General features: G+C 69.5%; 22 protein-coding genes. 3 read left to right on the forward strand and 19 right to left on the reverse strand.

All coding sequences use genetic code 11. The annotated features are described in order from the left end of the window. Positions 1 to 129 precede the first annotated feature (129 nt). Positions 130 to 2,016, forward strand: a complete 1,887-nt coding sequence (locus ALIDE2_RS20745) for an ATP-binding cassette domain-containing protein (protein WP_013723051.1) — start codon at positions 130 to 132, stop codon at positions 2,014 to 2,016. Between the two features lie 3 nt (positions 2,017 to 2,019). On the opposite strand, the gene ALIDE2_RS20750 is transcribed toward ALIDE2_RS20745, so the two are convergent. From ALIDE2_RS20750 to ALIDE2_RS20780, 7 genes are read right to left on the reverse strand one after another with little or no spacing between them, the layout of a single operon-like run. Beyond that, positions 2,020 to 3,129: a protein-glutamate methylesterase/protein-glutamine glutaminase gene (locus ALIDE2_RS20750; protein ID WP_013520614.1), complete on the reverse strand. Its 1,110-nt coding sequence runs from the start codon at positions 3,127 to 3,129 to the stop codon at positions 2,020 to 2,022. 46 nt (positions 3,130 to 3,175) lie between these two features. Beyond that, a complete protein-coding gene (gene cheD, locus ALIDE2_RS20755; protein WP_013520615.1) occupies positions 3,176 to 3,913 on the reverse strand; it encodes a chemoreceptor glutamine deamidase CheD in 738 nt (245 codons plus the stop codon). Between the two features lie 16 nt (positions 3,914 to 3,929). After that, complete coding sequence (locus ALIDE2_RS20760) at positions 3,930 to 4,844, reverse strand: CheR family methyltransferase (protein WP_013723052.1); 915 nt, start codon at positions 4,842 to 4,844, stop codon at positions 3,930 to 3,932. Continuing rightward, on the reverse strand, positions 4,844 to 5,326 hold the full coding sequence (locus ALIDE2_RS20765; RefSeq protein ID WP_013520617.1) for a chemotaxis protein CheW: 483 nt from the start codon (positions 5,324 to 5,326) through the stop codon (positions 4,844 to 4,846). Before ALIDE2_RS20765 ends, ALIDE2_RS20760 begins: the two co-directional genes overlap by 1 nt. Positions 5,327 to 5,360: 34 nt before the next feature. Further along, the gene (locus tag ALIDE2_RS20770) at positions 5,361 to 7,460 is read right to left on the reverse strand and encodes a chemotaxis protein CheW (RefSeq protein WP_013723053.1); all 2,100 of its coding nucleotides are present in this window, start codon (positions 7,458 to 7,460) and stop codon (positions 5,361 to 5,363) included. Between the two features lie 56 nt (positions 7,461 to 7,516). Further along, the gene (locus tag ALIDE2_RS20775; protein WP_013520619.1) at positions 7,517 to 7,879 is read right to left on the reverse strand and encodes a response regulator; all 363 of its coding nucleotides are present in this window, start codon (positions 7,877 to 7,879) and stop codon (positions 7,517 to 7,519) included. 59 nt (positions 7,880 to 7,938) lie between these two features. Beyond that, a complete protein-coding gene (locus ALIDE2_RS20780; RefSeq protein WP_013520620.1) occupies positions 7,939 to 8,385 on the reverse strand; it encodes a hypothetical protein in 447 nt (148 codons plus the stop codon). Positions 8,386 to 8,458: 73 nt separating this feature from the next. Between ALIDE2_RS20780 and ALIDE2_RS20785 the strand changes: the two genes are divergently transcribed. Both ALIDE2_RS20785 and ALIDE2_RS20790 read left to right on the forward strand, forming a co-directional pair. Continuing rightward, entirely contained in the window at positions 8,459 to 9,580 is a 1,122-nt protein-coding gene (locus ALIDE2_RS20785; RefSeq protein WP_013520621.1) for a hybrid sensor histidine kinase/response regulator, read from the forward strand. Beyond that, complete coding sequence (locus tag ALIDE2_RS20790; RefSeq protein WP_013723054.1) at positions 9,577 to 10,206, forward strand: response regulator; 630 nt, start codon at positions 9,577 to 9,579, stop codon at positions 10,204 to 10,206. Before ALIDE2_RS20785 ends, ALIDE2_RS20790 begins: the two co-directional genes overlap by 4 nt. Positions 10,207 to 10,290: 84 nt before the next feature. Here ALIDE2_RS20790 and fliR read toward each other — a convergent pair whose 3' ends face one another. The 12 genes from fliR to fliG all read right to left on the reverse strand — a co-directional run bounded on the left by fliR (position 10,291) and on the right by fliG (position 19,650). Beyond that, entirely contained in the window at positions 10,291 to 11,055 is a 765-nt protein-coding gene (gene fliR / locus ALIDE2_RS20795) for a flagellar biosynthetic protein FliR (RefSeq protein ID WP_013723055.1), read from the reverse strand. Further along, complete coding sequence (gene fliQ / locus ALIDE2_RS20800; RefSeq protein WP_013723056.1) at positions 11,052 to 11,321, reverse strand: flagellar biosynthesis protein FliQ; 270 nt, start codon at positions 11,319 to 11,321, stop codon at positions 11,052 to 11,054. The genes fliR and fliQ overlap by 4 nt, the downstream gene beginning before the upstream one ends. Before the next feature lie 10 nt (positions 11,322 to 11,331). Further along, positions 11,332 to 12,087 (reverse strand): flagellar type III secretion system pore protein FliP, encoded by a 756-nt coding sequence (fliP, locus tag ALIDE2_RS20805; protein WP_013723057.1) that lies wholly within the window; start codon positions 12,085 to 12,087, stop codon positions 11,332 to 11,334. After that, positions 12,080 to 12,421, reverse strand: a complete 342-nt coding sequence (locus ALIDE2_RS20810; protein WP_041701138.1) for a FliO/MopB family protein — start codon at positions 12,419 to 12,421, stop codon at positions 12,080 to 12,082. Before ALIDE2_RS20810 ends, fliP begins: the two co-directional genes overlap by 8 nt. Before the next feature lie 10 nt (positions 12,422 to 12,431). Next, positions 12,432 to 12,887, reverse strand: coding sequence for a flagellar motor switch protein FliN (fliN, locus tag ALIDE2_RS20815; RefSeq protein ID WP_013723059.1), 456 nt, complete (start codon positions 12,885 to 12,887; stop codon positions 12,432 to 12,434). Then, positions 12,877 to 13,881, reverse strand: coding sequence for a flagellar motor switch protein FliM (gene fliM / locus ALIDE2_RS20820; RefSeq protein WP_013723060.1), 1,005 nt, complete (start codon positions 13,879 to 13,881; stop codon positions 12,877 to 12,879). The genes fliN and fliM overlap by 11 nt, the downstream gene beginning before the upstream one ends. 6 nt (positions 13,882 to 13,887) lie before the next feature. Further along, the gene (locus tag ALIDE2_RS20825; RefSeq protein ID WP_013723061.1) at positions 13,888 to 14,463 is read right to left on the reverse strand and encodes a flagellar basal body-associated FliL family protein; all 576 of its coding nucleotides are present in this window, start codon (positions 14,461 to 14,463) and stop codon (positions 13,888 to 13,890) included. Positions 14,464 to 14,628: 165 nt separating this feature from the next. Continuing rightward, positions 14,629 to 15,996 carry a flagellar hook-length control protein FliK gene (gene fliK / locus ALIDE2_RS20830; protein ID WP_013723062.1) on the reverse strand — a complete coding sequence of 456 codons (1,368 nt, stop codon included), beginning with the start codon at positions 15,994 to 15,996 and terminating at the stop codon, positions 14,629 to 14,631. 2 nt (positions 15,997 to 15,998) lie between these two features. Beyond that, positions 15,999 to 16,463: a flagellar export protein FliJ gene (gene fliJ / locus ALIDE2_RS20835; protein WP_013520631.1), complete on the reverse strand. Its 465-nt coding sequence runs from the start codon at positions 16,461 to 16,463 to the stop codon at positions 15,999 to 16,001. A 51-nt stretch (positions 16,464 to 16,514) separates the two neighbouring features. Then, the gene (fliI, locus tag ALIDE2_RS20840) at positions 16,515 to 17,918 is read right to left on the reverse strand and encodes a flagellar protein export ATPase FliI (protein WP_013520632.1); all 1,404 of its coding nucleotides are present in this window, start codon (positions 17,916 to 17,918) and stop codon (positions 16,515 to 16,517) included. Next, positions 17,908 to 18,633, reverse strand: a complete 726-nt coding sequence (locus ALIDE2_RS20845; RefSeq protein ID WP_013520633.1) for a FliH/SctL family protein — start codon at positions 18,631 to 18,633, stop codon at positions 17,908 to 17,910. Before ALIDE2_RS20845 ends, fliI begins: the two co-directional genes overlap by 11 nt. A gap of 21 nt (positions 18,634 to 18,654) precedes the next feature. Next, positions 18,655 to 19,650: a flagellar motor switch protein FliG gene (fliG, locus tag ALIDE2_RS20850; protein ID WP_013520634.1), complete on the reverse strand. Its 996-nt coding sequence runs from the start codon at positions 19,648 to 19,650 to the stop codon at positions 18,655 to 18,657. Between the last annotated feature and the right edge of the window lie 15 nt (positions 19,651 to 19,665).

A 19,665-nucleotide genomic window follows, 5' to 3' on the forward strand; every position in this document is an offset into this window, starting at 1 on the left:
CGTGCATTGCAGCGAAGCATGGAGTATAGCGCGGGTTTACCCCTAAAAAGTCTTCCGGATCACTTTTTCGTGGGATGCCTCTCCCGAAGGTCCAAGGGGCTCTTGCCGCCCCGGCCGATAATTCCAGCCATGGCACTGATTACTTTGATGGACGCCCAGCTGGCGTTCGGGCATGTGGCCCTGCTCGACCATGCCGATTTCGCACTGGAGCCGGCCGAGCGTGTGGGGCTGATCGGGCGCAACGGTGCCGGCAAATCTTCCCTGCTGAAGATTCTGGGCGGCCTGGCCAGGCCCGACGATGGCACGCTCAGCGTCCAGCAGAGTTTGCGCATCACCTATGTGGCGCAGGAGCCGGACCTCGCCCCCGAAGACACGATCTTCCAGGCTGTGTCGCAGGGACTGTCGGAGGCCATCGCGCTGCGCGAGCAGTATCTGTCCGGCGCGCCCGGGCTGGACTTGGATGCGCTGCAGTCCCGCATAGAAGCCCAGGGCGCCTGGAACTGGGAACAGCGCGTGGAGGAAACCCTTCAACGCCTGCATCTCGCTCCGCAGGCGGTGATCGGCACGCTCTCGGGAGGCACCAAGAAGCGCGTGGCACTGGCCCAGGCCCTGGTGGCGCGGCCAGACGTGCTGCTGCTCGACGAGCCTACGAACCATCTGGACCTCGATTCCATCGAATGGCTGGAGGAACTGCTGCAGGCGTTCAAGGGCGGCATCGTCACCATCACCCACGACCGCGCCTTCCTGGACCGGATCGCCACCCGCATCGTGGAGCTGGACCGGGGGCAATTGCGCTCCTACCCGGGCAACTTCGCGCGCTATCTCGTGCAGAAGGAGGAGCAGCTGGCGCAGGAGGCCGTCGTCAACGCCCGCGCCGACAAGCTGCTCGCGCAGGAGGAGGTCTGGATCCGCAAGGGCGTGGAGGCCCGGCGCACGCGCAGCCAGAGCCGCATCGGCCGGCTGCAGGCCCTGCGCGCCGACCGCGCGGCGCGGCGCGAGGCGCTGGGCAGCGTGAAGATGGACATTGCCTCGGGCAGCCAGGGCAGCTACCAGGGCAAGATCGTGGCCGAGCTCACGCGCGTGAACAAGGCGTTCGGCGACAGGACGATAGTGCGCGACTTCAGCGCCACCATCCTGCGCGGCGACAAGGTGGGCCTGATCGGCCCCAACGGCGCGGGCAAGACCACGCTGCTGAAGCTGATCCTGGGCGAGCTGGAGCCCGACAGCGGCAGCGTGCGCCGCGGCAGCAATCTGCAGGTGGCCTACTTCGACCAGATGCGTCACGCCATCGACCTGGATGCGACGCTGGAGGATTTCATCAGCCCGGGCAGCGAGTGGATAGAGATCGGCGCGCAGCGCAAGCATGTCAAGAGCTACCTGGGCGACTTCCTGTTTTCCCCGGCGCGCGCGCATTCCCCCGTGCGCTCGCTCTCGGGCGGCGAGCGCAACCGGCTGCTGCTGGCCCGGCTGTTCGCGCGCCCGGCGAACGTGCTGGTGCTGGACGAGCCGACCAACGACCTGGACATCGACACGCTGGACCTGCTGGAGGAGCTGCTGCAGGGGTATGACGGCACGGTGTTCCTGGTGAGCCACGACCGGACCTTCCTGGACAACGTGGTCACCAGCACCATCGCCCATGAGGGCGATGGCCTGTGGCGCGAGTACGAGGGCGGCGTGCAGGACTGGCTGACGCAGTCGCGCCGCAGCCGCGAGCTGGCGAGTGCCGCGCCGGCAGCCGCCAAGAATTCAAGCAAAAATGAGCCCAAGGGCACACCAGTCAAGCGCGAGCAGCTACAAAAAAGAAAGCTCAGCTACAAAGAGCAGCGCGAGCTGGAACAGCTGCCCGGCCAGATCGACGCACTGGAGGCCGAGCAGAAGGCCATCCGCGACGAACTGGCCGACGGCAGCCTGTACGCGCGCGACGGCGCGCGCGCCGCGGCGCTGCACCAGCGCGATGGCGAAATCGAGGACCTGCTGATGCAGGCGCTGGAGCGCTGGTCCGAGCTGTCGGCCTGAAGCTCAGATGCGGTGGTGCAGCCGGTCGGTGGAGCCGCGCAGGCGCGCGATCAGTGCCGGCGCGATCTGCGTGAGCGGCAGCACCTCGTCGGCCGCGCCGTGGGCGATGGCCTCGCGCGGCATGCCGAAGACGATGCAGCTGGCCTCGTCCTGCACGTAGTTGTAGCTGCCCGCATCCCGCATCTCGCGCATGGCGGCGGCGCCATCGGCGCCCATGCCGGTGAGCATGATGCCGTAGGCATTGCGCCCCACCACGGCGGCGGCCGACTTGAACAGCACCTCCACCGAGGGCTTGTGCCGGTTCACGGGCGGGCCGTCGTCCACCACGGCCACGTAGTTGGCGCCGCTGCGCGCGAGGTGGAACTGCCGGCCCCCCGGCGCGATGTAGGCGTGGCCCGGCAGGATGCGCTCGCCGTTCACCGCCTCCTTTACCGTGATCTGGCACAGGCTGTTGAGCCGCGCCGCGAAGCTGGTGGTGAAGCCCGGCGGCATGTGCTGGGTGATGACGATGGCCGGCGAGTCGGCCGGCATGTGCACCAGCACCTCGCGGATGGCCTCGGTGCCGCCGGTGGAGGCTCCGATGCAGATGAGCTTCTCGGTGGACAGGCGCCCGAGCGGCGCCGACGCGGCGGATGGCGGCGGCGCTGCCGGCGCATCGCCGCCAGGGTGCGCTATGGCGCTGGCGCTGCGCACCGGCATGCGCCGCACATGGGCCGATGCCGCGACGCGGATCTTGTCCACGATCTGCGCGGCCAGGTCGTTGAGCCCGCCGGCCAACCCCACGCGCGGCTTGGCCACGAAATCGACGGCGCCGAGCTCCAGCGCCCTCATCGTCACCTCGGCCCCGCGCTCGGTCAGCGTGGAGATCATGACCACCGGCATGGGCCGCAGGCGCATGAGTCGCCCGAGGAAGTCGATGCCATCCATGCGCGGCATTTCCACGTCGAGGGTGATCACGTCGGGGTTCCTCTCGCGGATCATCTCGCGCGCGATCAGCGGATCATTGGCCGTGCCTATGCACTCCATGTCACCCTGGCGGTTGATGATCTCCGACAGCAGGCTGCGCACCAGCGCCGAATCGTCCACCACGATCACCCTGATCTTGCCGCTCATACCCTCGCATCCTTGTGTCGTTCTGATTGCATCCAGGCATCCGGCGTCAGAAAAGATCGACCGAACCGCCGCTCGTGGTCCGCGCCACCGTGGCCGCATTGCCCCGCACTTCCTGGGCCAGCGACTCGGGGTGTGCGTGGGCAAGGCGCTTGACCATCGCCTTGCCCGTCGCGGGAAAGAACACCACCTTGCGCGGATAGATGTCGAGCACGTCCTCCGACACCACGGGAATGCGCTCAGTGGCCAGGTAGTTCTGCACGAACCGCGTGTTGCGCTCCCCCACGTTCATGGTGGTGAAGTTGTGCATGACCTGCCCGCCGCCGAAGATCTTGGCCTGCAGGGTCTCGCGTCGCGCGCCCAGCTTCATCATCTCGTTGATCAGCAGTTCCATGGCATAGGAACCGTAGCGCCCCGAGGTGTCGGCGCTGCCGCCTTCGGGCAGCATGAAATGGTTCATGCCGCCCACGCCCGCGCGGCTGTCCCAGAGGCAGGCGGCGATGCACGAGCCCAGCACCGTCATGATGGCGATGCGCTCGCGGGCGACGAAGAACTCGCCCGGCAGCACCTTGACGGCGTTGTGCTGGAAGTGGTGGTCGAAGAAGAAGAACGAGGCCTCGCCGGGCTTGCGCGCGCGCGCCTTGAGCTCCTGCAGCGACACCTCGGGCGCCGCGTCCGGGGCGCGCACGTCCACGCCCAGGGGCGCGATGCGCGGCACGTGCCTGCGCTCGGGCAGGCCGCCTGGCGCCCCCGCGGGCCGCGCATCAGGTCTTGTTGGAACGCTCATGAATGGGGCCATCCGCTCACAGGCGCTCGTAGACCGTCTTGCCGCGCAGAGTGAAGAGATCGCGCGAATCGCCGAAGTTTTCCGCGTGGCCCACGAACAGCATGCCGCCCGGCTTGAGCACGCGGTGGATGCGCTCGAGCACGCGCCGCTGCGTGGGCGCGTCGAAGTAGATCATCACGTTGCGGCAGAACACGGCGTCGAAGGGCTCGCGGAACGGCCAGTCGTCGCGGATCAGGTTGACGCTCAGGAACTCAATGGCGCGGCGCAGCTCCGGGCGCACGCGCGCAAGCCCGGCATTGGCGCCCTTGCCGCGCAGGAAAAAGCGCTGCAGCCGCTCCTGGCTCAGGCCCTTGAGGCTGTCGAGCCGGTACACGCCGCGCGCCGCCGTGGCCAGCACGCGCGAATCGATGTCGCTCGCCACCAGCTTGAACGAGGCCTGCGCTCCGAGCGATTCAAGCGCGGTCATGACGATGGAATAGGGCTCCTCCCCCGTCGAGGCCGCACTGCACCAGACATTCCAGGGCCCTGCCGGACGGCTGCGCAGCAGCGTGGCCAGGATCTCGAAATGGTGCTGCTCGCGAAAGAAGGCCGTGAGGTTGGTGGTGAGCGCGTTGACGAATTCCTGCCATTCGGGCCCGTCGCTGCTTTCGAGCCAGCCCAGGTAATCGTGGAAGCTCGAATGGCCGGTGTCGCGCAGACGGCGCGACAGCCGGCTGTAGACCATGGCGTGCTTGCCGTCGTGCAGGCTGATGCCGGCGCGCTGGTAGATCAGGGACTTCACGCGCGAGAAATCGGCGGTGGTCCAGGCGAACTCGCGCCCCTCGCCTTCCTGGCCCGCGGCGCGGTCCTCCACTGGCCGGACCAGGCCCAGGGGCGCATGCGCGTGGCGCTCGGCCTGGGCCGCTGCAAGAGTGTTCCCGCGCATCGGCATCAGGCCGCCGCCAGCCCCATGTCCGTGCCCGACATCAGGCGCTCGATGTCCAGCAGGATGAGCATGCGCTCGCCCACCGAGCCCAGGCCGCGTATGCACTGGGCGTCGATGGCGCTGTCGATATCCGGCGCCACGCGCACCTGCTCGGGCGCCAGTTCCATGACGTCGCTGACCGAGTCCACGACGATGCCGACCACGCGCTCGCGCAGGTTCAGGATGATGACCACCGTCAGGCTGCTGTACTCGGCCTGCGTGCAGGCAAAGCGCAGGCGCATGTCCACGATGGGGACGATGGTGCCGCGCAGGTTGATCACGCCCTTGATGAAGGGCGGCGCGTTGGCGATGCGCGTGGGAGCCTCGTAGCCCCGGATTTCCTGGACCTTGAGGATGTCTATGCCGTACTCCTCCTGTCCCAGGCGGAAGGTCAGGTACTCCCTCGCGCCGGCCGCCACGGCCTCTATGCCCTTGTCCACCACGTTCATGCGCTCGCTCCTCGTTGCTTGGCGTTTGTTACTGTCAATGGCGTGCACGGCGCACCAGGGCGGCCGTGTCCAGGATCAGCGCCACGGTGCCGTCGCCCAGGATGGTGGCGCCCGACACGTTGGGCACCTTGCGGTAATTGGTCTCCAGGTTCTTCACCACCACCTGGTGCTGGCCCAGCAGCTCGTCGACCAGCACCGCCACGCGGCTGCCGTCGGCCTCCACCACGACCATGATGCTGCTGCCCTCGCCGGCGTTCGGCCGCGGCACGTCGAAGATCCGCTCCAGCGACACCACCGGCATGTATTCGTCGCGCACCTTGACGAGCTGCGAGCCCTGTGCGACGGTGTTCACGTCGTCCGCGTTCACCTGGAACGACTCCACCACCGACGACAGCGGCAGGATGTAGACCTCGTCAGCCACGCCCACCGACATGCCGTCCATGATGGCCAGCGTGAGAGGCAGCCGCACGGACACGCGCATGCCGTAGCCCTCGGCCGAGTCGATCTCCACCGAGCCGCCCAGCGAGGTGATGTTGCGCTTGACCACGTCCATGCCCACGCCGCGGCCCGACACGTCGGTCACCACGTCGGCCGTGGAGAAGCCCGGCGCGAAGATTAGGTTCCAGACCTCGCCGTCGGGCATGGCGTCGGAAACGTCCAGCCCGCGCTCGCGCGCTTTCTTGAGGATCTTCTCGCGCGACAGGCCCTTGCCATCGTCGCGCACCTCGATGACGATGGAGCCGCCCTGGTGCGATGCCGACAGGCTCAGGGTGCCGTGCTCGGCCTTGCCGGCGGCGATGCGGTCGTCGGGCAGCTCTATGCCGTGGTCCAGGCTGTTGCGCACCAGGTGGGTCAGGGGGTCGGTGATCTTCTCCACCAGGCTCTTGTCGAGCTCGGTCGCCTCGCCGTGGGTGACGAAGTCCACCTTCTTGCCCAGCTTGCCCGCCAGGTCGCGCAGCATGCGCGGGAAGCGGTTGAAGACGATCGACATGGGGATCATGCGGATCGACATCACGGATTCCTGCAGGTCGCGCGTGTTGCGGTCCAGGTCGGCCAGGCCGGCCAGCAGCTGCTGGTGCAGGCCCGCGTCCAGGCCGCGGCTGTTCTGCGCCAGCATGGCCTGGGTGATGACCAGCTCGCCCACCAGGTTGATGAGCTGGTCGACCTTGTTCACGGCCACGCGAATGGTGGACGATTCCATGGACGCCTGGCTCGCCGCTTTGGGCTCGGCGCCCGCGCGGGGGGCCGCCGGCCGCGGGGCCGGCGCGGCCAGCGCGGCGGCGGCCACCTCGTCGACGGGCACGCCCGGGGCGCCGGCAAAAAAGCCGTAGGGCTCCGGCGGAGCCTGGGGCGCCGCCTGCGGCGCGGCGGCGGCAGGGGCGCCGGCGGCGTGGATGGCCACCTGCTCCTTGGCGACGTGGAAGGCGAACAGGTCCAGCAGGTCCTCGTCGGTGGACGCGGTCCGCACGGCGAAGCGGCGCATGCCCGGGCGCCCGTCGGGCAGGTCGTCGATGCTGCCCAGGCCGGGGATGTCGCGGAACAGGTCCTTGATGGCCTCGGCCAGGGCCGGCTGGGCGAGCGGGCCGATGTGGATTTCCAGCGCGCGCGTGCCGTCGGCGTCGGCCTGGCCCTGTTGAGCCTGTGCCTCCTGCGGGGCGGGCAGCGGGGTGGGCGCGGCCGGCGCGGGCGCTGCGACCGGGGCCGGCACGCCGCCCGCGGCCAGCGTGCTGATGCGGCGCACAAGATCCTGGGTGGACATGGCCTCGCCCTGGCCGCCGGCCTGGTGGCGCGCCAGCAGGCTGCGCGAGGCGTCGGCCGACTCCAGCAGCACGTCCACCATCGGTGCAATGACCTGTAGCTCGTGGCGGCGCAGCCGGTCGAGCAGCGATTCCATCTGGTGCGTCAGCTCGGCCACGTCGGCAAAACCGAAGGTGGCCGCGCCGCCCTTGATGGAGTGGGCGCAGCGGAAGATACCGTTGAGCTCCTCGTCGTTGGCGGCATCCAGGTCCAGGTCCAGCAGCATCTGCTCCATCTGGTCAAGGTTCTCGCCGGCCTCCTCGAAGAAGATTTGATAGAACTGGCTGAGATCGAAGTCCGCGCCCGTGCCCGCGCCTTCTTGATGGGTGTCCGCCATGGTTCCGGATTCCTGTGTTCTTGCTGCGTGAATGGGTGATGTGTGGCCGCCGCTCGTCAGCGGATGACCTTCTGGATGACCTCGACGAGGCGCGTGGGGTCGAACGGCTTGACCAGCCAGCCCGTGGCCCCCGCGGCGCGGCCCGCCTGCTTCATCTGGTCGCTGGACTCCGTCGTGAGGATCAGGATGGGGGTGCTCTTGAAGCGCGGATGCGCGCGCAGCTTGCGCGTCAGGCCGATGCCGTCCAGGCGCGGCATGTTCTGGTCGGCCAGCACCAGGTCGATGTCGTGGGTCTCGGCCTTCTCCAGGGCGTCCTGGCCATCCACCGCCTCCACCACGTGATAGCCCGCACCCGTCAGGGTGAAGGACACCATTTTCCGCATGGACGGGGAATCATCGACCGCGAGAATGGACTGCATGGAAAGCTCCAACGACTTCTGACTTGAATGAATGAATGGATGAAACGGCGGCGGGGCCTTCAGAACAGCTCCACCGAGCCTGCGGCCATTTCGCTTTGCGTCACGGGATTGGGGCGTTCGGGAGCCATGCCTTCGAGCGGCGCGGATTCCTCGCCCTCCTCGGAGCCCATGACCTCGGCCGCGAGGCGGAAGGCGCAGGACTGCAGCACCCTGCCGCTGTGGCTGAGCAGCTGCGTCGCCATGTCATGGAACTGCAGCTCGGTCACCGCGCTGCGCAGCGCGCCGCGCAGCGTGGCCAGTTCGGGGGAGCCGCCGATCACCGCGTCCGTGAGCGACGCATTGGCCTCGCCGAAACGCGCGAGCAGGTTCTCCGTGGCGTGGTCGAGCAAGCCTTCGAGGCGATGCAGGTCGTGCATGACCATCAGCAGGCAATCCTGCAACTCGGCGGCCACCATGACGGGGACCTGCACCGCAGGCCCTTCCGGCATATTGAGCGTAGATTGCATCGTTTCTCCATCACCGCCGGCCTCGGCCCCTTTGCGGGGTGCACCAAGCCCAACTTGTTCCAATGTGTATCCTATGATACCTATTCCTACCGAACCTGACACTCCGAAAAGACCCGTGCGCGTACTTCATCTTGAGGATTCGGCCGCGGACCATGCGCTGGCGCGGCTGACCCTGCGCCGCGCCGGCCTGCCGCACGAGATGCGCCACGTGGACACGCTCGACGAGTTCGCACGGTGGCTGCAGCAGGAGAGCTTCGACCTGATCCTGGCGGACTACCGCCTGCCCGGGTTCACCGCCCTCGATGCCTGGCGCATCGCGGAGCAGCGCCCGGACCACCCGCCCTTCGTGCTGCTGTCGGGCGCGATCGGCGAGGCGGCGGCGGTCGATGCCATGCGCCTGGGCTTTGCCGACTATCTGCTCAAGGACGACATGGCGCGCCTGCCGCACGTGCTGCTGCGCGCCATCGAGGTGGCCGAGGCGCGCCGCGCGCGCGAGCAGGCCGTGGCCGAGCTGGCCGATTCGCAGCAGCGCCTGGCGGACCTTGCCGAGCACCTGCAGACCTCGATCGAGGAGGAGCGCGCCGCCATCGCGCGCGAGATACACGACGACATCGGCGGCGCGCTGGCCGCGGTCCGGTTCGACCTGGCGTGGCTCGCGCGCCACAGCCAGGACGACGGCCAGCGCACGCATGCCGCCAGCGCCACCGAGATGCTGCAGCACGCCATAGACGCGAGCCAGCGCCTCATGATGAACCTGCGCCCGCCCGTGCTGGACCAGGGCCTGGTGGCCGCCGTGCGCTGGCTGGCCGAGTCGTTCGAGCGCCGCACGCGCGTGCCCGTGCGCGTGAGCGCCAGCCGCGAGGCCATGGACATGCCGCCCGCGCTGCAGCTCGTGGCCTACCGCACGGCGCAGGAGGCGCTGACCAACGTGCACAAGCACGCCCAGGCCCGGCGCGTGCACATCGACCTGTCCGACCACGAGGGCGTGCTGACGCTGGAGGTGAGCGACGACGGCCGCGGCATCGCGCCCGAGATGCTGCAAAAGCCCCGGTCCTTCGGCCTCAGGGGCCTGCAGGAGCGCGCGCGCCGCGCCGGCGGCTGGCTGGACATCAGCAGCCGGCCCGGCCAGGGCACCTCGGTGATCATGAGCGTGCCGCTAACATCGGATGGCTGTGATGCAGGAGGAGAGCCGTGATCCAAGTGGTGCTTTGCGACGACCACGCCGTACTGCGGCGCGGCATACGCGACACGCTGACCGAGTCGCCCGACATCTGCGTGACCGGCGAGGCGGGCAGCTACCCCGAGCTGCGCGAGGTGCTGCGCACGGCCGCGTGCGACGTGCTGCTGCTGGACCTGAACCTGCCCGGGCGCAGCGGCCTGGAGGTGCTGGCCAGCCTCAAGGAGTCGCACCCCGCGATCAAGGTGCTGATCGTCTCCATGTACCCCGAGGACCAGTACGCGCTGCGCTGCCTGAAGGCCGGCGCGCACGGCTACGCCAACAAGGCGGGCGACCCGGTGCAGCTCATCGCCGCCGTGCACACCGTGATGCAGGGCCGCAAGTACCTCACGCCCGAGGTCGCGCAGCTGCTGGCCGACAGCCTGGCCCAGCCCACGCCCGAGCTGCCGCACGAGTCGCTGTCGGAGCGCGAGCTGCAGACGCTGGTGAAGATCGCCTCGGGCAAGCGCCTGTCGGACATCGCCGAGGAGCTGATGCTCAGCCCCAAGACCGTGAGCGTGTACCGCGCGCGCGTGCTGGAGAAGCTGCGCCTCGCCAACAACGCGGAGCTGACGGTGTACGCGATACGCAACCGGTTGGTATGAAAACCATAGCTGCTACCGCTTGATGGAAGCTATTTTCAATATTCTTTCACGTCGAAAACCAGTAACAGCAAGCGGTAGCAGCTATCACTTTTGAAAGATATCGATCGCCTGCTGCAGCAGCGTGAGCATGGGCTGCTCCAGCATGGGCAGCGTGGCCGTGATGCCCAGCATGCCCACGGTGAGCGTGACCGGGAAGCCCACGGCGTAGATGTTCATCTGCGGCGCCACGCGCGAGATGACGCCCAGCGTGAGGTTGACGAACAGCAGCAGCGCAATCATGGGCAGCGCGATCCACAGGCCGCTGGCGAACACCGCCGCGCCCAGCTCGTGCAGGCGCATCTGCGCCACGGCCTGCAGGAAGTGGCCGTCCACGGGGAAGCTCTCGAAGCTCTTGACCACGGCCATGAGCACCATCAGGTGGCCGTTGACGACCACGAACAACAGCATGGCGATGTTGCCGAAGAAGCGCGCCACGGCGCTCACCTGGGCGTTGCTCGCGGGATCGAAGAACGAGGCGAAGTTCAGGCCCATCTGCAGGCCGATGACCTCGCCCGCCAGCTCCACGGCCACGAACACCAGGCGCACGGCAAAGCCTATGGCCAGGCCCACGCCCACCTGCTGCAGCACCGCGCCGGCCGCCTCGCGGCCGCCCAGGTCTATCACCGGCTGCCCGGGCAGCGCCGCCTGCGCGCACAGGGCCACGAGGAAGGCCAGGCCGATGCGCACGCGCACGGGAATGGCGCGCATGGAGAACACCGGCGCGGAGGTGAAAAGGGCCAGCACGCGCAGGAACGGCCACAGCACCGGCGAGAGCCAGGCCATGATCTGCGCCTCGGAGAAGGTGATCATCCGACCACGGAGGGGATGGACTCGATCGTGCGCCGCAGGAAGTCCACCAGCGTGGAGATCATCCACGGCCCGGCGATGGCGAACACTACCATGGCCGCGATGAGCTTGGGCACGAAGGCCAGCGTGGCCTCGTGGATCTGCGTCACGGCCTGGAAAATGCTCACCAGCAGGCCCACGGCCATCACCACGCCGAGCACCGGCAGGGCGATCATGAGCAACAGGGTGAGCGCGTCGCGGCCCATGGTGAGGACGAACTGGGCGGTCATGAAAAATCCTTCACGTGGCAAAGCTCGCGGCCAGCGAGCCGATGAGCAGGTTCCAGCCATCGGCCAGCACGAACAGCATGAGCTTGAACGGCAGCGCCACCAGCACCGGCGAGAGCATCATCATCCCGAGCGACATGAGCACGCTGGACACCACCATGTCGATGATCAGGAACGGGATGAAGACCATGAAGCCGATCTGGAACGCCGTCTTGAGCTCGCTGGTCACGAAGGCCGGCACCAGCACGCGCAGCGGCGCGGTCTCGGCCGTCACGCCCTCGTCCAGCTTGGCCAGGCGCGCGAACAGCGCGAAGTCGGACTGGCGCGTCTGCTTGAGCATGAAGCCGCGCATGGGGGCCTCGGCCTTGGCGAGCGCCTGCTCGAACGACAGCGCGTTGGTGGTGTAGGGCACGTAGGCCTCCTGGTACACCTTGTCCAGCGTCGGCCCCATGACGAACAGCGTGAGAAACAGCGACAGGCCCACCACCACCTGGTTGGGCGGCGCCTGCTGCGTGCCTATGGCCTGGCGCAGCAGCGACAGCACGATGACGATGCGCGTGAAGCCCGTCATCATGAGCAGCACCGCCGGCAGGAACGACAGCGCGGTGAAGAACAGCAGCGTCTGTATCGGCACCGAATAGCTGGTCCCGCCCGCGCCCGAGCCGACCACGAGCGGCAGCGTGCCGGCGCCGCCCTGCTGCTGCCCAAGGGCCGCGCCCGCGAGCAGCAGGCAGGCCAGGCCCGCCGTCAGGCGTATGCACTTACGCATGGCCGCCCTCTGCGCCCCGGACCGCCTGCGCGCGCGCGGCCGACATCTCGGATGCGAACGAGGCCGCGTCGCCCGCAGCGGCCGGCAGCACGTGCAGGCAGCTCACCGCCTGCGCCGTCACGCCCAGCACCAGCAGCGTGCGCTGCTGCGGCGGCCCCACCTCCACCGTGACCACGCGCTGCTGCGGCCCCACGGCCACGGCCGAGAGCACGCGCGAACCGGCGCCCGCGCCCGCCTGCAAGCCCGCGCGCTGCTGCTGCAGGCGGCGGATCAGCCACGGCAGGGCCGCCAGGGCGGCCACGAACAGCACGACCAGCAGCAGCGTCTGGGTCATGATGCCCGCGTTACCCACGGCTGACACGGCGCAGCCGCTCCGACGGCGTGACCACGTCGGTCAGGCGGATGCCGAACTTGTCGTTGACCACCACCACCTCGCCCTGGGCGATGAGGTAGCCGTTGACCAGCACGTCCATGGGCTCGCCCGCGAGCGCGTCGAGCTCCACCACCGAACCCTGGGCCAGCTGCAGGATGTACTTGATCGGCACCTTGGTGCGGCCCAGCTCCACCGACAGCTGCACCGGGATGTCCAGCACCATGTTGATGTCCTGCACCGGCGCGTCGCCGCCGCCCGCGAAGGCGCGCGCGGGCTCGCCCGAGAGCGGGCCGCCCTGCTCGGCGTCGATGGTGCGCGCGTCGGCGCTCTTTTGCTCCTCCAGCGCCTCGGCCCAGCCGGCGAACGGATCGTCCGCCGCCGCGCCGTCGCCAGGCTGGCCGGCGTCGTGGTCGGATTCAGTTGACATTCTTTTCTCCCATCCAATGTGCATCGGCGCCGCGCAGGCACTGCTCGATGCGTATCGCGTATTTGGCGTTGTGCGTGCCGTACTGGCACTCGAAGACCGGCACGCCCTCGATGGAGGCGCGTATGCGCGGCTCGCGGTCGAGCTCGATGAAGTCGCCCGGCTTCATGGCCAGCAGCTGCTCCACGGTGGCGTCGGCGCGGGCCAGCTCGGCCACCAGCGTCACCTCGGCGGCCTGGATCTCGCGCGTGAGCACCTTGACCCAGCGGCGGTCCACCTCGATGGCGTCGCCCTGCACGGACGAGTACAGCACGTCGCGGATCGGCTCCAGCGTCGCATAGGGCATGCAGATGTGGATGGCGCCGGACAGGTCGCCGATCTCCAGCTGGAAGGCCGTGGACACGACGATCTCGCTGGGCGTGGCGATGTTGGCGAACTGCGGCTGCATCTCCGAGCGCTGGTAGGACAGCTCCAGCGGGTAGATGCCCTGCCAGGCCTTCTTGTATTCCTCGCAGATCAGGTTCACCAGGCGCTGGATCACGCGCAGCTCGGTGGCCGAGAAGTCGCGCCCCTCGATGCGCGTCTGGAGCTTGCCCACGCCGCCGTAGAGCGTGTCGATGATGCCGAACAGCAGCGACGGCTCGCACACGATCAGGCCGCTGCCGCGCAGCGGCCGTATGGCGACGATGTTGAAGTTGGTCGGCACCACCAGCTCGCGCAGGAAGGCGTTGTAGCGCTGCACCCCCACCGTGCCCACGGAGATCTCGGGGCTGCGGCGGATCATGTTGAACAGGCCGATGCGGAAGTTGCGCGCGAACCGCTCGTTGACGATCTCCATCGTCGGCATGCGGCCGCGCACGATGCGCTCCTGGCTGGAGATGTCGTAGTCGCGCACGACACCGCCCTCGATCTCCTCCTTGACGGTCTTCTGGCTCTCGCCGGTCACGCCCTCCAGCAGGGCATCGACCTCCTCCTGGGACAGAAAGGACTCACTCATGATGGCTCACTGAATGATGAAGCTGGAAAACAGCACCTGGCGCACGGGGTTGTTGTCCGCCCGGGGGCGGGGCGGCGCATCCTCGTCGTCCTCGTACTCGTCCTCGGGGTCGCGGCTGGCGGGGCGCTTGCGCGGCTTCGGGACCGTGAAGCCCAGCGGGCGCGAGACCTCGCGGCGGACGTCGAGGGCCAGCTTCTCCTTGCCCTCGCGCGTCAGCAGCTCGTCGGTAGTGCGCTGCGACACCAGCAGCAGCACGCTGCTGCGGATGCTGGGCATGTAGGTCTTGACGAGCTCGGCCGTCTTGGCGTCCGCCAGCTCCAGCGTGATGCCCACCTGGGCGAAGCGGTCGCCGCCGGGGTCGGCCAGGTTGACCACCATGTTCTCCATGGGCAGGAAGGTGGGCGGGGTCTTGGGCGAGGCGACCTGGGCCGTGCGCGCGGGCGCCTCTTCCTCGTCGCCCGCGTGGCGCTTGGCCAGCAGCAGCCATGCGGCGGCGCCGCCGGCCACCAGCAGCAGGGCCAGCACCGCCACGATGATGATCAGTTTCTTGCTCTTGGCCGGGGCAGCAGTGGTATCGGACACGTCGGTGCTTTCTTGCGCGGCAGGTGGGAGGGCCGCAGGCGAAAGACCCTGGGGCCATCACCTGCTTGTGTGGCCGATTATTCAATGCGGGCCACCCGATGATCGGCGAAATAAAAGCCCAAACCCCCGGCTATCGGACGCTTGGCGGCGCGTGCGCCGGGAGGCTCACACGAAGATGTCCACCGAACGCGTTCCCACGCCGCGTCCCCGGGCTGCGGCGCCGTCCGCCGGGGCCGCGGCCTGCACCGTGGCCTGGCGCGCGTCCTGGCGCCCGCCTTCGCGCGCACCCTGGCGCGCCGGCGCGCCGTCACCCCCGGCCGTGCCCACCGTCACGCCGGCCAGGTGCAGCCCCTCGCGCTGCAGCATCCCGCGCAGCTCGGCAGAGCCGGCGTCCAGCAGCTGGCGCGCCTCGGCCTGGTCGCTGCGGAAGGTGACATGGGCCTCGTCGCCCGTCAGCGCCACCCGCACCTCCACGGGCCGGCCATCGCCGTCGAGCGTCAGCGCGGCGTTCTGGGTCTTGTGGTGCACCCAGTAGGCCACCTGCTCGGCCAGCTGGTCCTCGGCGCTGCCCATGCCGGACTGCGCGGCATCGGCCGGGGCCTGCGCTGCGTCCGCCGCCGCCTCGGGCGCATGCGGCTGTGCCCCCTGCGTTTCGCCCGCTCCCGCAATCCGGGACTCGCCCTCGCGCGGCGCAGCCGGTGCCGCGCCCGCCATCGCCCCGGCCATGGCGCCGGCCGACATGGCGGGCACCACCGGGTCGAACTCGGGCCGTGCCAGGGCAGGCGCCAGGGCCTGCGAGGCGTCCCGCCGCTCGGCCGGCGCGGCGCTTGCGGCCTGGGCCGCAGGCACGGCCTGCGCCGCCATCTGCTCCATGGCCGGCTGCACGGGCGCCGCCCCGGCACGCAACGCCCGGTGGCCGCCACCCGCACCGGCGGCGTCCTGCGCGGGCAGTGCACGCGCCGCGCCCGCGCGGCCGGCCGGCCCCTGCGGCACGCCGTTGAGGGCGGCCGTCTCGGCAGCCCCATCGAGCAGTGCCGTCTGGCCCACCAGGCTGTCCTGGCCGTGGCGCAGCAGGCCCAGACCGACGCGGCCCATGAGGGTATCGGCCTCGCCGCCCATCACACCGCCCATCGCGTTGCCCACCACACTGCCCGCCACACCGCCCACCGTTCTGCCCTTCATGCCATCCGCCACACCCTCCACGGCCTTGGCCAACGCAACGCCGGGTTGCAGCCCGGCCACCCATGCCGCCAGCGCGGCGGCGTCCGGCTGTCCGGCCAGGGGCTGCGCCGCAGCGTCCGCCGGATCCCCCTGCAGACCCTCGGCGCCGTCACCGCCACCGTCCAGGGCCGTCGTGAGCACGCCAGCACCCTCGCCGCCATCCAGGGCCGCCAGCAGCAGCGCAAAGCCCGCGGTCTGAGCGTCGGTCTGGTCATGCGCCTGCGCGGCGCCTGCCTTGCCTGCGGCGGCGCGGGCGCCGCGCGCCTCGTGCGTGGCCTGCGGGGCGGGGGAAGAAATGCGTGCCTTTTCCATGGTCAATGCTCCTGATCCGGCATGGCGCCCTGTGCGCGGGCGGCGCGCAGCGCGGCGCGCTCGTCGGTCTGTTTCTGTTCCCGGCGCTGCTGCAGCAGCGCCAGCTCGGCGCGGCGCCGCTCCAGCACCTTGCGCAGGCTGGCCAGGCGCAGCTCGGCGGCCAGCAGCGCCTGGCGGGCCTGCTCCACGCGGGCGTCCTGGGCAGACACGGCGCCCGTCTGCAGCGAGATCGCGTGGTCCAGCCGGCCCATGAACTGATAGTGGTGGTACATCACCTCGGGCTGCACCTCGGCGCCCTCCCTCATGCCCCAGCGGCCCTGGGTCTCGCCCGCATAGCCCGCGAGCTGCTCCAGCTGCGCCTGCGCTGCCTGGAGCGCGGCCTGCACGTCCTTGAGCGTCTGGCGCGCAGCGTCGCGCTGGCGCTCGGCCAGCTCCGCCGCCACCTGGAAGGCCTTCAGCGACGACATGCGGCGTTCCTTTCCGCTTCAGACGCTGTGCGTGAAAGAGGGGGCGTCATCTCATGCACCTTCGAGCACCTGCCCCATGGCCGCGAGGCAATCGTCCATGGAGGCGGCCTCGAACATGTCCTGCTGCAGGAAGGCCGTCATGCCCGGCTGCAGGCGTATGGCTTCGTCGAGCAGGGGATCGGAGCCGCTCATGTAGGCGCCGACCTGGATCAGGTCGCGGCTCTTCTGGTAGCGCGAGTAGATGGCGCGGAAGCCCCGCGCCATGTCGAAATGGCTGCGCGAGACCACGTTGTGCATCACGCGCGAGGCCGACTGCTCGATGTCGATGGCCGGGTAATGCCCGCTCTCGGCCAGGGCGCGCGAGAGCACGATGTGGCCGTCCAGGATGGCGCGCGCCGCGTCGGCGATCGGGTCCTGCTGGTCGTCGCCCTCGGACAGCACGGTGTAGAAGGCCGTGATCGAGCCCACGCCGTTCAGGCCGTTGCCGCTGCGCTCGACCAGCGCCGGCAGCTTCGCGAAGCAGCTCGGCGGGTAGCCCTTGGTCGCGGGCGGCTCGCCGATGGCCAGGGCGATCTCGCGCTGCGCCATGGCGTAGCGCGTGAGCGAGTCCATGAGCAGCAGCACGTGCCTGCCCTGGTCGCGGAAATGCTCGGCAATCGCCGTGGCGTAGGCCGCGCCCTGCATGCGCAAGAGCGGCGGCGCGTCGGCCGGCGCGGCCACCACCACGGCGCGGCCGCGGTCGGTCTCGCCCAGGATGTCCTCGACGAACTCCTTGACCTCGCGCCCGCGCTCGCCGATCAGGCCCACGACGATCACGTCGGCCTGCGTGTAGCGCGCCATCATGCCCAGCAGCACGCTCTTGCCCACGCCCGAGCCCGCGAACAGGCCCAGGCGCTGGCCCCGGCCCACGGTGAGCAGCGCGTTGATGGCACGCACGCCGGTATCGAGCGGCTCGCGCACCGGGTCGCGCTCCATGGCATTGATGGGGCTGCGGTCCATGGGCAGCGCGGTCACGCGCTCCAGCGGCCCGCCATGGTCCAGCGGCTGGCCCTGCGAATCCACCACGCGCCCGAGCAGGCCGTCGCCCATGGGCAGACGCAGCACGCCCGCGCCGGCGGCCTCGGGGTCATGCCCGGCCCCGCCCAGCCGCGGCACGGGCACGTAGGCCGCGGCCGGCGTGACGCTGGCGCCACTGGACAGGCCGTGGATGTCGCCCGCGGGCATCAGAAAGGCCTTGTCGCCGGCAAAGCCCACCACCTCGGCCAGCACGGGCTCCTGCCCGGCCATGCGCACCTGGCACTGCGCGCCTACGGGCACGCGCAGGCCCGCGGCCTCCAGCACCAGGCCGGTCAGGCGCGTGAGGGTGCCGCGCGTCTCCAGTGGCAGTTCCTGCGCCATGCGCGCACGCGCCTGGTCCATGAGGTCGCCCCAGGCGCCGGCCGGCTCAATCGGCATCGGTTTCCTCCCGCCAGCCACCCGTCAGGCCCAGGGCCGCGATGGCGCGGCGCCAGCGCTTGTCCAGCGTGCCGTCGACCACCATGCCGGCGGATTCCACCAGGCAATCGCCGGGCTCCACGGCGGCGTCCGCCAGCCACTGGATGCCGCCCGCGCCGAACTCCTCGCGCAGCGGCTGCTGCAGCGCCGCCCAGTCGGCGGGGTTCAGGCGCACCGTGGCCGCACGCCCCTCGCCGACCAGCATGGCCAGCGCCTCGCGCACCACGGGCAGCATGGCCTGGGGGTTGACGCCGATCTCCTGGCGCACCACCTGGCGGGCGATGTCGCACGCAAGCTGCAGCACCTCGCGGGCCATGGCCTGCTGCATGCCGGCAAGGCTGTCCTCCATGGCCTGCGCGAGTCGCGCCAGGCGCCCGGCGGCCTCGCGCCCCTGGCCGGCCACATATTCGTCCATGCGCTGCTGCCATTCCAGCCGCGCCTGCTCGCGCCCTTCGGCCAGGCCGCGCGCATGGCCCTCGTCATGCGCCTGCTGCACCAGGGCCTGATGCTCCGCATGGTCCATGGCGGGCAGCGGCTCGGGCTCGGGTACGTCCGCCTGCTCCACCAGGGGCCGCAGCGCATCGGCGCCATGCACGTCGCCAAAATCCCATTGCCTGACGTCGCCCACCTCCTCACGCGGAATGAAGCGGGCGTAGTGGCGGTTGGCTCGTGTCATGGGTCTACCTTGCCGCAGTCATCAGACAAAGGCATCGTCGCCGCCGCCGCTGAGCGCGATCTGGCCCTCGTCGGCCAGGCGGCGCACGGTCTTGAGGATTTCCTTCTGCTGCGCCTCGACCTCGGACAGACGCATGGGCCCGCGCGACTCCAGATCCTCGCGCATGGCATCGGCGGCGCGCGAGGACATGTTGGCCAGGATCTTCTCGCGCACCTCGGGCTGCGCGCCCTTGAGTGCCACCACCAGCGTCTCCGAGGCCACCTCGCGCAGCACCGTCTGTATGGCTCGGCCGTCAAGCTTGGCGAGGTCGTCGAAGACGAACATCTTGTCCATGATCTTCTGCGCCAGGTCGATGTCGTGGTTGCGGATGGCGTCGAGCACGGAGGCGTCCATGCCCGAGCCCAGCAGGTTGATGATCTCGGCCGCGGTCTTGATGCCGCCCAGCGAGCTCTTGCGCACCTTGTCGCCGCCGGCCAGCACCTTGTACAGCACTTCGTTGAGGTCCTTGAGCGCCGTGGGCTGTATGCCCTCCAGCGTGGCGATGCGCAGCATGATCTCGCCGCGCTGGCGCTCGGTGAGCTGCGCCAGGATCTCGGAGGACTGCTCCGGGTCCAGGTGCACCAGGATGGCTGCCACGATCTGCGGATGCTCGTTGCGCAGCAGCTCGGCCACGGATAGCGGGTCCATCCACTTCAGGCTCTCGATGCCCGAGACGTCGCCGCCCTGCAGGATGCGGTCGATCAGCAGCGCGGCCTTGTCGTCGCCCAGCGCGCGCTTGAGCACGGCGCGCACGTAGTTGCCTGTGTCGGACACCAGCAGGCTCTGCGCCGCCGCGTCGTTGGTGAAGCGATTGAGAACCTCGTCTACCTTCTCCTTGGACACGGTGCGCATGCGGGCGATGGTCTCGCCAAGCCGCTGCACCTCCTTGGGCGACAGGTGCTTGAAGACCTCGGCGGCTTCCTCCTCGCCAAGGGACATCAGCATGATCGCCGCGTCATTCAGGCCCTGCTCATCCATACCGGTTCACCCTTG

This window comes from Alicycliphilus denitrificans K601, assembly GCF_000204645.1.
Classification (GTDB): domain Bacteria; phylum Pseudomonadota; class Gammaproteobacteria; order Burkholderiales; family Burkholderiaceae_C; genus Alicycliphilus; species Alicycliphilus denitrificans.